The sequence below is a fragment of the Psychrobacillus sp. genome, assembly GCF_032154225.1.
In the GTDB taxonomy this organism is placed as follows: domain Bacteria; phylum Bacillota; class Bacilli; order Bacillales_A; family Planococcaceae; genus Psychrobacillus.
Window position 1 is genome coordinate 128,714 of sequence record NZ_JALDYF010000003.1, and the last position, 11,467, is coordinate 140,180.

General features: G+C 36.5%; 12 protein-coding genes. 2 read left to right on the forward strand and 10 right to left on the reverse strand.

What is annotated here, in order from left to right; genetic code table 11:
* Positions 1-102 precede the first annotated feature (102 nt).
* The 8 genes from brnQ to RUH95_RS06385 form a co-directional block, all read right to left on the reverse strand.
* Positions 103-1,443 (reverse strand): branched-chain amino acid transport system II carrier protein, encoded by a 1,341-nt coding sequence (gene brnQ / locus RUH95_RS06350; protein WP_313892000.1) that lies wholly within the window; start codon positions 1,441-1,443, stop codon positions 103-105.
* Positions 1,444-1,743: 300 nt separating this feature from the next.
* A complete protein-coding gene (locus RUH95_RS06355; protein WP_313892001.1) occupies positions 1,744-2,103 on the reverse strand; it encodes a Na+/H+ antiporter subunit G in 360 nt (119 codons plus the stop codon).
* Positions 2,081-2,365, reverse strand: a complete 285-nt coding sequence (locus tag RUH95_RS06360) for a Na(+)/H(+) antiporter subunit F1 (RefSeq protein ID WP_313892002.1) — start codon at positions 2,363-2,365, stop codon at positions 2,081-2,083. Before RUH95_RS06360 ends, RUH95_RS06355 begins: the two co-directional genes overlap by 23 nt.
* Complete coding sequence (locus RUH95_RS06365; protein WP_313892003.1) at positions 2,365-2,847, reverse strand: Na+/H+ antiporter subunit E; 483 nt, start codon at positions 2,845-2,847, stop codon at positions 2,365-2,367. Before RUH95_RS06365 ends, RUH95_RS06360 begins: the two co-directional genes overlap by 1 nt.
* An 18-nt stretch (positions 2,848-2,865) precedes the next feature.
* On the reverse strand, positions 2,866-4,350 hold the full coding sequence (locus tag RUH95_RS06370; RefSeq protein WP_313892202.1) for a Na+/H+ antiporter subunit D: 1,485 nt from the start codon (positions 4,348-4,350) through the stop codon (positions 2,866-2,868).
* Positions 4,343-4,681 carry a Na(+)/H(+) antiporter subunit C gene (locus tag RUH95_RS06375; protein ID WP_313892004.1) on the reverse strand — a complete coding sequence of 113 codons (339 nt, stop codon included), beginning with the start codon at positions 4,679-4,681 and terminating at the stop codon, positions 4,343-4,345. Before RUH95_RS06375 ends, RUH95_RS06370 begins: the two co-directional genes overlap by 8 nt.
* A gap of 3 nt (positions 4,682-4,684) precedes the next feature.
* Entirely contained in the window at positions 4,685-5,107 is a 423-nt protein-coding gene (locus tag RUH95_RS06380; RefSeq protein ID WP_313892005.1) for a Na(+)/H(+) antiporter subunit B, read from the reverse strand.
* Positions 5,094-7,505, reverse strand: a complete 2,412-nt coding sequence (locus tag RUH95_RS06385) for a Na+/H+ antiporter subunit A (protein ID WP_313892006.1) — start codon at positions 7,503-7,505, stop codon at positions 5,094-5,096. The genes RUH95_RS06380 and RUH95_RS06385 overlap by 14 nt, the downstream gene beginning before the upstream one ends.
* Positions 7,506-7,874: 369 nt before the next feature.
* Here RUH95_RS06385 and RUH95_RS06390 point away from each other — a divergent pair, with 369 nt between their 5' ends.
* Entirely contained in the window at positions 7,875-8,555 is a 681-nt protein-coding gene (locus RUH95_RS06390; protein WP_313892007.1) for a universal stress protein, read from the forward strand.
* A gap of 54 nt (positions 8,556-8,609) precedes the next feature.
* Here RUH95_RS06390 and RUH95_RS06395 read toward each other — a convergent pair whose 3' ends face one another.
* The gene (locus tag RUH95_RS06395; protein WP_313892008.1) at positions 8,610-9,824 is read right to left on the reverse strand and encodes an MFS transporter; all 1,215 of its coding nucleotides are present in this window, start codon (positions 9,822-9,824) and stop codon (positions 8,610-8,612) included.
* Between the two features lie 150 nt (positions 9,825-9,974).
* On the opposite strand from RUH95_RS06395, the gene RUH95_RS06400 reads away from it, so the two are divergent.
* Positions 9,975-10,682, forward strand: coding sequence for a YetF domain-containing protein (locus tag RUH95_RS06400; protein WP_397469482.1), 708 nt, complete (start codon positions 9,975-9,977; stop codon positions 10,680-10,682).
* 32 nt (positions 10,683-10,714) lie between these two features.
* Here the strand turns inward: RUH95_RS06400 and RUH95_RS06405 are convergent, their stop codons facing one another.
* Complete coding sequence (locus RUH95_RS06405; protein WP_313892009.1) at positions 10,715-11,461, reverse strand: alpha/beta fold hydrolase; 747 nt, start codon at positions 11,459-11,461, stop codon at positions 10,715-10,717.
* Between the last annotated feature and the right edge of the window lie 6 nt (positions 11,462-11,467).

The window sequence follows — 11,467 nt, forward strand, 5'->3', positions numbered from 1 at the left end:
TCACTATGTGTCCCCTAAACCCTATGTTCATGGAACATTTTTATATACTTTCTTAAAAAAATCCTCGACAGGAAGATTAAACTTCTTCCGTCGAGGATTTTTTTACTTTTTCATCATCATTGCAATAATACCTGTTACGAACGTGACAACTACAAATGGCACTAACCATCCTAGTCCCAATTCATAGAAAGGTAAATATTTTTCGTAAAATGATACGATCGGTTTCAACCAAGCATAATATTCGATATCTAGAGACTTGCATAACGCTACTAAACCATCCACACTGCTTATTAAAAACGTCACGAAAACAACGCTAACATAAACAAGTCTTGCATGATTAAACAATGGCGACAGGAACGTTAGAAGAATTAGCACAATAGCCAATGGATACAATAACATTAACACTGGAATTGAATACGTAATAATGTTTGATAAACCAAAGTTTGCAATAAAGCATGTAAATACGCTGAAGAAAATAACGAATCCTTTATAGCTAATTTTTGGGAATAATGTGTGGAAATACTCACCACAAGCAGTTGTTAAACCAATACTAGTAGTCAAACAAGCCAAGAAAATAATAATCGATAAAAGAATTGCCCCAAAAGATCCAAAATAATGCTCAGATGCACTACTTAAAACTGGCCCTCCATTGGGTAACAAACCATAAAGCTCTGTACTTGTTGCGCCTAAATAGGCAATACCGGTATATATAATACCCAAAAAGAAAATAGCGATACCGCCAGATTTTGCAGTGGCAGCAATAATTCCCTTTGTTGACGTAACACCCATGGAACGGATCGCAGTAATTACGATAATACCGAATACTAATGACGCCAATGCATCCATCGTATTATACCCTTCAGTAAAACCAGTCATGAACGGCTTGTCTATATAATTTCCTTGAGGTGCTTCAAATCCACCCATTGGATTAATAACAACAAATAATAATAAAACAAAAAGCCCGACGATTATTCCTGGCGATAAAAACTTCCCAACATTATCCACCATTTTAGATGGATTTAGCGAGAATAATAAAGTAACCCCAAAGAATACTATCGTAAAAATTAGTAAGCCAATCTGTGCATACTCTGCATTTAAGAACGGCAAAACTCCTACTTCAAACGAAACAGCACCAGTTCGCGGTAATGCAAAAAATGGCCCAATTGTTAAATACAACATAGATGTAAATATAACAGCAAAGATAGGATGTACTCTGCTCGAAAGATCCTGTAAGTTTTTACTTCCTGAAAACCCCATAGCAAGTGTTCCTAAAAACGGTAGCCCAATTCCGGTAACCAAAAATCCCAAGATAGCAATCCAAACATTCACTCCCGCATTTTGCCCTAAACTTGCAGGAAAGATTAAATTTCCAGCCCCGAAAAACAATGCAAATAGCATTACTCCAATGACAAGGTGATTGGAAAATGACAATTTGTTACTCATAAAACCTGCCTCCTGCGATTTAAGAAATAATCATTTCTTGTATTCTATAGTATTTCCTCAAAGATGAATGCTGTACAAATGACTTTTCTTATCACTTCCGTATGCAATATATCAGAACTGATATTACTATTTATTTTCGTAGAATGCAATATATTAGACGAAATTTAGCGAAAATTAGTTTTATTGGGTAGCAGAACGGACATAACTTATTCACAGAATTGGCAGAATCATTTTTCTATTCACGAATTACTCGTCGCAAAAAAAATCGCTCCCACCAAAATATAGCGGAAGCAATCTTTTTTATTTATCATCCGGAAATAATATTGCTTTTAACGCATCGTCGGACGAATTATCCGTCAATTTCACTTTAGAACGATACGCAGCACGAGTGATTAAATGCCCCGCAACAGGAGCCGTTAAAAAAACAAACACAATTCCAAGCAACAACCTTACACTGATAAAACCTTCACTAACCCAAAAATACACAAACGCACCTGAAAGAGTTAACAATACTGCCAATGTAGAGCTTTTCGTTGCAGCATGCGAGCGCGTATAAACGTCAGGAAGTCGAATAATCCCTAATGCACTAATGACAGCCATAATGCTTCCGAAAAGGATTAAAATAGCTGCGCCCAATTCAATTATCTGACTTACGTTCAATAATAACGCCCCTTTCAATATACTTAGAAATTGCGATTGTACTTATGAAAGCAAGTATTCCCAATATAAGAATTGCCTCTAAAAAAGCCCTCGTTTTCAACACAATTGAAATGATAGCAATGGCAGAAATTAGATTAACGCCAATCATATCCAAAGCAACCGCTCGATCTGGCATCGAAGGTCCTTTAATAATCCGATACAAAGCTATTAAAATGGACAAAGCAAGCAAGGCAAGCGAAACGAAAAGAATTTTTTCCACCATTAGCGTGTCACCTCCATAATCGCTTTTTCAAACTTCCCAATCGATCGCAAAACATCCTCTTTCGATTTCTCAATATCCATGGCATGAATATAAAACATATCTCCCTCTGGATTTACTTCCATTACAACAGATCCTGGAGTTAATGTTAGCAGCATCGCAAGCGTCGTGATTTCCCAATCTCCTCGAAGTGCTGTTTTATATGTAAAAATGCCTGGCCTTATTTTTATCTTAGGACTTAAAATTTGTTTAAGAATTAATACACTTGAAAGAGTTAATTCCGAAATGAAAATAAAGAAAAGCTTAATTATCGAAACGAGTCTTCTTAAGTAAAACTGCGTTCCAAAAAATCGATGCATTAAAAAAATAATCCCAATACCTACTAAAAAACCCGCAATGAAAGTTGTAATTCTCAGTTCGTCTTCATCCTGCAGTAGCATCCAAAGGAACGCAATAAACAAATTAAATAAAAACTGTGCTGGCATTATTCATCACCTCTTCCATTACTTATTCTCACTTAATACCGCATCAATATAAACGGAAGGATTCGATAACGTATTTGCTGCGTCGCTAACATAACTAGCTAGCGCTTCAGTACCTAATCCAAGTGCAATTGTTCCAATACCAAGAAATACAATCGGAACAAGCAGTCCTTTTTTCAGCGGCATTTCATCTTCCTTACTAATAATAGTTTCACCGAAGATGGAATGTAGGAAAATGCGAAGTAGAGAATATAACACAACAACACTTGAGAAAAATCCAAGCGCAACTAGCACATACGAACCTGTTTCAACTGCCCCTTGTCCCACTAATACTTTCCCAACAAATCCACTTAACGGAGGAATTCCAGCAAGTGAACAAGTTACTATAAAAAACATCCAACTAAACAAAGGATAATTTCGAATAAGCCCACTCATTTGATCGAACTTTGTAGCACCTGTAAGTGTAATCATCGTGCCCGCAAGTAAAAATAACATCGCTTTTGCAATCATGTCATGAATAATATAATAAATAGACCCTTCTAGCGAAGTTTGCGTAGCAACCGCTAATCCAATTAAGATGAAGCCAACAGCAATTACGACATTATAAGAGACGATTTGTCGTAAATCTTTATATGCTAGAGCACCGATGCACCCAGCGATTACCGTGATACCTGCCATTATTCCTATTAAATTATGCGTAATAGCTGGTTCATGATAAAAGATTAATGTAAACATACGGAATAACGCATAGATGCCTACTTTCGTCAAAAGAGCACCAAATAGAGCAGCTACTACTGTTGGAGGTACGCTGTATGATCCTGGTAACCAGAAAAACAATAGTAAGCCTGCCTTTAAACTAAACACGATTAAAAAGAGAATACTAATAGTTGTTAGCAATGGTCCTTGTCCTGCCTCTGCAACTCTTTCCGAAATTTGTGCCATATTCAAAGTACCCAATGTACCATATAAATACGCAAGTGCTACTAAGAAAAACCAGGAAGCAAGTACATTAATGACGACATATTTTAGTGCCTCTCTTAATTGTCGTTTTTCTCCACCTAATGTTAATAGCACATATGAAGCCAATAGCATTACTTCAAAACAAACAAACAAGTTGAACAAATCTCCCGTTAGAAAAGATCCATTCACCCCTGCTACTAAAAACAAAACAAACGGATAGAAATACATTTTTTCATGTCTTTCTCCAATAGATGAAAATGCGTAAATCAAACAAATTGCAGTGACAATACTCGCAGTTAACACAAGCAACACCGCAAAAGAATCCGCCACAAACAAAATTCCAAACGGCGGCTTCCATCCTCCAAAATCTAATCGTAAAATACCTTCTGCTTGAATTCTATTTAATGTATATAAGCTTATGAAAGCTATTCCAATCATCGTTAGCAAACTTATAACACGCTGCACACGAATATATGGACGAAGAAACACAAGAAGAATCCCTACTAGAATAGGAATAATTAGTGGTAAAACAAGTATATTATTCATCATTTGTTCCTCTCAATGCTTGAAGATCATCCGTACCAATATCTTGATACGCTCTGTACGCTAACACAAGAAGAAATGCTGTCACTGCAAAACTAATAACAATTGCAGTTAAGATTAACGCCTGTGGTAGTGCATCTGTATAAGGAGCATCTGCTTCTGTCAATAAAGGAACATTCCCCTTCTTTAATCCACCCATTGTTAAAATAAGCAAATGGACTGCATGAGAAAAAACTGCTGTTCCTAAAATTACTCGTATAATATTTCGTGAGAGGACTAAATATGTCGCAACAGACGTTAAAATTCCTATTAAAATAATCATCAATGTTTCCATCGGCTATTCACCCTCACTTATACTTAAAATAATTGTAACAACCACGCCTACAACAGCTAAAGCCACTCCAGCCTCGAAAATAGTAACAGTCGTAAGCTCTGTTTTACCGAAAATAGGTAGATCAAAATAGGCAAATGTTTGAGATAAAAACGGCACATCAAATAATAAGGAACCAACCCCTGTCGATGTAGCAAGTAAGACACCAAACGCTGCAACTAGTTTAAAATCGAGTGGAAGACTCTTTTGAACAGACTCGATGTCACTAGAAAGATACATAAGCACAAAAGCAGATGCTAATACTAATCCGCCGATAAATCCTCCACCAGGGGTGTTATGTCCTGATAAAAACAAGTACACACCAAAAGTTAATATGATAAATACAACGATTTTCGTCACTGTACGCAAAATAACATCATTGATCTTCAATATCAGCATCCCCCTTTTTCGGTCTAAGCTTAATCATCGTGTATACACCTAAGCCCGCTATAAAGAGAACGACAACCTCTAACATTGTATCAAAAGCACGGAAGTCCCCTAATATTGCATTGACAATATTAGCCCCGCCTGCCAACTCATATGCATTTTCAAAATAAGAAGCAATCGTATCAAACTTGTCGTAATTTAATACTGAAAACGCTACAAGCATTACAATAGCTCCAACACCTATCGAAATAACTGCATTCGAAAACTTTGTCTTGGAAGATGAAGTTTCCTTCTTCCATTCTGGCAAATGATAAAAACAAAGAAGAAATAGCACAGTTGTCACTGTTTCAACTACTAACTGGGTTAAAGCTAAATCTGGCGCACGAAATATAACAAAAAAGATCGAAATAGAATAACCTAAAACTCCGTTTAATAATGTTGCAGTCACTCGCGTTTTTGCAAATAGCATTGTAATTGCTGCTATAGCCATCACACAAACTAAAATAACTTCATACGCACGAATTTCCGCATTCGTTGATGCATCAAAAGAAAATGCCCCCGAATAAAACAGAAAACCGCCAACCGTTACGATAAAAAACATAAAAATATAAGCTAAGTAATGACGTAAAAAACCAGTCATATAACTCTTCGTTACAGTAGTAGAACCCTTTTCAAAAAACGCTAAAGTATTCATATATAGCGTATTAAACGAAAACTTTTGAGGTAATAATTTGTAGACTGGCTTCCAATTTTTCAAGCGATTATACAAAATCGAACCAATGACAAAGACCCCTATTGTCATCCATAGCTCTGTATTAAACCCATGCCATGCAGAAATGGTTGGAGTAAGACTTCCAGCCGCCTCAAACGTTGGATAAATACTCGCCATAGCTGGCTGAAGTATATACTCCCCAAGAGCATTAGGGAAAAAGAAAATACCAATTATAAACGCACCTAATATAAATGGCGGGATAAGCATTCCAATTGGTGCTTCATGAATCGGCTTGTCCAGCTTTTCAGGCTGAGCGTTACCAAGGAATGTTTTAATGATGAAAATCATGCAATAAACAAACGTGAAAATACTCGCTATCCACGCAATAACAGGAAAAATAATGCCGAAAGTTTGCAGTGAAAATACATCTGCATTGCCTATATTAACTGTCGCTGCAAAAAACATTTCTTTACTTAAAAAACCATTAAACAACGGCACGCCAGCCATTGATAAACTTCCAATTACAGCAATCGTAAATGTAAATGGCATAAGTGCCATTAACCCACCAAGTCTTCTCACATCACGAGTGCCAAGCTCATGATCGACAATTCCTACGACCATGAATAATGCACCTTTGAATGTAGAATGATTAATCAAATGGAATAGTGCCGCAAATATTGCTTGTGTATAAATAACAGAATCAGCTGAATAACCAAAATGGAGAGCAATCGACCCTAAACCAAATAAACTCATGATTAAACCTAACTGACTGACCGTTGAATAAGCTAGCAAAGCCTTTAAATCTGTTTGACGGACTGCATTAAACGAACCCCAAAACAGCGTAATAATCCCTACTCCACTAACTGCCCAAAACCAAACTTGATCTCCTCCAAATACAGGAGTAAAACGGGCAACTAAGTAGATACCTGCTTTTACCATTGTCGCCGAATGTAAATAAGCACTTACTGGAGTTGGAGCTTCCATTGCATCAGGTAACCAAATATGAAACGGAAACTGGGCTGATTTTGTAAAAGCTCCTAATAGTATTAATACCATTGCTGGGACAAACAACGCATGATCCGTAAAACTACTAATATTAGCAATAATCTCTCGAATGCTAAATGAACCCGTCATCGTGTGTACCATTAAGAATCCGACTAACATAGCAACCCCGCCACTTACAGTAATGAGCATTGCCTTTTGAGCCCCTTGTCTCGACGCTTTTCGATGATGCCAAAAAGCAATCAATAAGAAAGAAGAGACACTTGTTAATTCCCAAAATACATATAAAACCATTAAGTTATCCGAAAAAACAACACCTAGCATAGCGCCCATAAATAATAGTAAATAACAATAAAAATGCTGCAATGATTCTTTGAAAGAAAGATAAAAAATAGAATAGAGAATGACTAAGCTACCTACACCAGTTATAAGTAAAGCAAATATCATACTTAAACCATCTAAATTTGTAGTGAAGTTAATACCAAGTGAGGGAATCCAATTATATGTATGGACATATGTTTTTCCACTAGCTATCGAGGGAATAAGCCTAGCAAGCAGGATAAACAAGGTAACAGGCACAAGCATGACGAACCAACCAATATGGACAAATTTGAGTCGCCTATATAAAAATGGCACAAGTGCTGCGATGATAAAAGGAATAATAATAGCAAGATTAGCAGTAAACAAAATTTGGCCTCCTTTTTCAAAAAAGATTTATATAAATCTTCAGTTTAAATAGAATTTTTTTTTAAGAATTAGAAGCTTGACTATACGAATAACTAGTAGCATAATAGGAATCCATATGGAGTCATTTTGGACTCCAAGAGAATATGAGGTGTTTAACATTGCGAGATTAAACGGAAAGTATTAGAAAAGTGCTTTTCTTAATCGGATAATGAAATGCTGTACCTTTTAATGCAGTATTAAAAGATATGTAAATATACTTTGTAAATTATACACTAAAGTAGGCTATTCTGCACTTGTAGTGCTTATTCGATATAAAATGACTCAATAGATAAATACGTAATACTAATGAAAAAAGAGGTGTAGACTGCCGTGAAACATGCTAAAGGTCGTATGGATGAAAGTATACTTGTCTGCGTATATTTTGGACCGAATGGGGAACGTCTTATTAGAAGAGGACATAAAATGGCTTCTATGTTAGATTGCCCGCTTTATATTTTAACTGTGGATTCTCAACCTTATGATGAATTCGATGCTGAAAAGTCTGGATATGTAGAATCTTGGAAAGATTTAGCAGAAGAATTAGAAGTAGAAGAGTTTATCATTCGCGATAACGATAAACGACCTTCTCCAAAGGTAATTAAAGAAGTTGCACATCAACTAAACATTACCCAAATCATTATTGGACAAACTGCCCAAAGCAGATGGGAAGAAATCACGAAAGGTTCTTTCATGAATGTGTTATTAAAAGAAATTCCTTTTGTCGACTTCCATGTTGTCTCTGTTGAACGGTCCATTAAAGCAGAAGAAGATGGAATGTTTGAAAAAGGTGTTCGTGCTTATTTAGTTTTAGAAGACGACACGTACAAAGTTTCCTTTGCTTGTTCCAAAAACATGTGTCAAGAAGGAATTTTCTTCAAAGAGGTTGGAACAGATTTCGATAATGGAATCTTTAAATTTATGCATAACAATAAAATGCATCAAGTGCATATTCAAGAAAATTTAGTACCAGACCCATCTGAAGTACCAGAAGGATGCAGCGTAAATTCATAACAAAAAATAATAGGCAACTTCTTGTTTAATACAAACAGGAAGTTGCCTATTTTATTAGCCTTGAGCTGTAACTTTTCGATCTTTCGGAAGTCCTAATGCTACTAATCCGATAATCGGCAAAACAGAAACAACCATCATCGTCGTATAAATACCAACATGGTCCATCAGAATGCCAATTAACACCGCTCCAATTGCTCCCATACCAAACGCCAACCCGACCGTTAATCCTGCCATCGTACCAATTTTACTCGGCACAAGCTCCTGCGCATAAACGACCGTCACCGAAAAACTCAACATGATAAAAAATCCGATTAACACAAGCAAAATAACGACTGCCCATAATGGAACATAAGGCAGCATTAAACAAAACGGAATCGGCGCAATAACCGATAGTAAAATAACATTTTTCCTACCCATCCGATCTGCCATAGGTCCGCCAAAAAACGTCCCAACTGCCCCTAACGCTAAAAATATAAAAACAAACGCCTGACCTTTTTGAATAGTTAGCCCGTAATTTTCCATGAGATGAAAAATATAAAAGTTCGTCATATTCGTCACATAAAAAGAACGTGCAAAAATAACGATAAGCAATAAAGTTAAAGCAATACCAACTTGTTTTTTCGTAAGAGCTGGCAGGGAAGATAGCAGCGTCCTTTTCTTTTTAGATAAACTTTCTTGCTCCAACTGCTTTTTATACCAAAGCGATATTTTCGATAAAATGACGATTCCAATCCCAGCAACGATTAAAAAAAATGCTGCTCCTATTTGGCCAAGAGGAACTAAAATGAATGCACTAATTAGTGGTGCAAGTGCTTGTCCAGAGTTTCCTCCAACTTGATAAATTGATTGTGATAATCCTCGTTTAGACCCTGCTGCCATAAATGACACACGCGAGCCTTCTGGATGAAATACAGCTGATCCCAGTCCTAAAAAAATCACGGACACAAGAATCATCCAATATTGCGGCGCAACTGCCAGCCCAGCTATTCCGACAAACGAGCTTACCATTCCTAGAGGCAAAGCATAAGGCATGGGCTTTTTATCGCTAATAAATCCAACGACTGGCTGCAATAAAGAAGCAACGATATTTAATGCAAATGAAATGAATCCTAATTGAGTAAATGTTAATCCCATTTCCTTTTCTAAAACAGGGAATATAGCTGGAATGACAGCTTGAAGTGAATCGTTAAATAAATGGCATAATCCAATTGCAAACATAATTGGGTACACCGGATTTCCTATTTTTTTCGTACCTGTTGTTGTCGACATTTGACGTCACACTCTTTCCACACTCGAAATAAAATGAATAAACTCATTATAGCGCAAATTTCGAAAAATTTTTGAACTAAAAAAGGAATAGTTACAGTCTTCTAGGAAACACTAGAAGGAATCTATTTGTTAAAGAGGAGTTTGAATCGAGTGAGTGATTTTTTCGAAATGAACTTTTGGGAAATGATTATACGAACGACGATTTCATTTGCTGTATTACTTTTTTTAGCACGGCTTTTAGGAAAAAAACAGCTAAGCCAACTTACATTTTTCCACTACATTACAGGAATTACGATTGGGTCCACTGCGGCAGAAATTGCCTCACAAAAGGAAACACCTTTTATAGATGGTCTCATTTCTCTCGTTTGGTGGTCTCTCCTTACTTTATTGATGAGCTATCTTTCTTTAAAATCTACTAAAGTGCGCATTTTAGTTGATGATGAACCAACGATTATCGTTAAAGACGGAGAGCTATCTGTAAAATCATTAAAATCTGCCCGTTTACATATGGATGATTTACTGATGATGTTAAGAGAACAATCCATCTTTTCTATTCAGGACGTACATTATGCAGTACTTGAAACAAACGGTGAGTTAAGTGTCTTTAAAAAAACAGCTCAACAGGAAGCAACAAAAATCGATGTAAAAGCAGATGTATCACTACCAGTTTTTATGCCTTCTGAAATTATTTCTGACGGTAAAATTGTACAAAAAAATTTACTAGAACTCGATTTGGATGAAGAATGGGTTATGCGCAAGCTAAGGAAAAAAGGAATTGAATCCGTTGGAGAAGTATTCTATGCTCAGCTACAAACGAATGGATCTCTGTACATTAGTATGCGAGATAATGGAATTTAAAAGGACTTCCCAAAGTATGGAAGTCCCTTTTCCTATTTCATAAATTCCACAAGAGAACGAACCAGTTCCTCTGGCTTTTCATACATGCTCATATGCCCTACGCCACTTACTAGAACTTGTTTTATATTCACCCCTTTTGAAGTGAACGTTTTCTCCGGTGGAATTAATTGATCATCTTCCCCCGCCACTAATAAAACTGGTAAAGTGGTATTTTCTAATATATAGCGACGATCCTTTCTTGTCTTCATTGCATGCAACGCTCTTTTCGCACCTTCTGAGGAAGTAATATTTCCTATTTCTTTTACATCTACTTGTAGGCTTTCTAAACTACTCGGTGAAAATAATTTTAGCACAAGCCCATCTATAAAAGCTTCCATTCCTTCCTTATCTATTTTCTCTGCAGAAGCTTCTCTCCCTTTTTGTGCTTCTTCAGAATCTGGAAGTGCTGTGGAGTGAACTAATGAAAATCCGTTTAATCGACTGCCATACATTTCTGCAAATGCGAGCGTAATATAGCCACCAAGCGAATGTCCAAACATCGTTACCCTATCTATATGTAACGCCTCTAAAAAATCTTTTATACAAGTCGCATAATCTTCTATTCCACTCAGAGCTGGTTGATCCGCTGAATCTCCATGCCCTGGTAAATCAATTGCAATCACCCGATACACACTCGCTAAGGAAGGAATCACTTCATTCCAATATTCCGAGCTGCCACAAAATCCGTGAATAAGCAAAATCACTTCTCCTTGCCCCTCGTCCTTATAAGTAATATTCATTTTCAT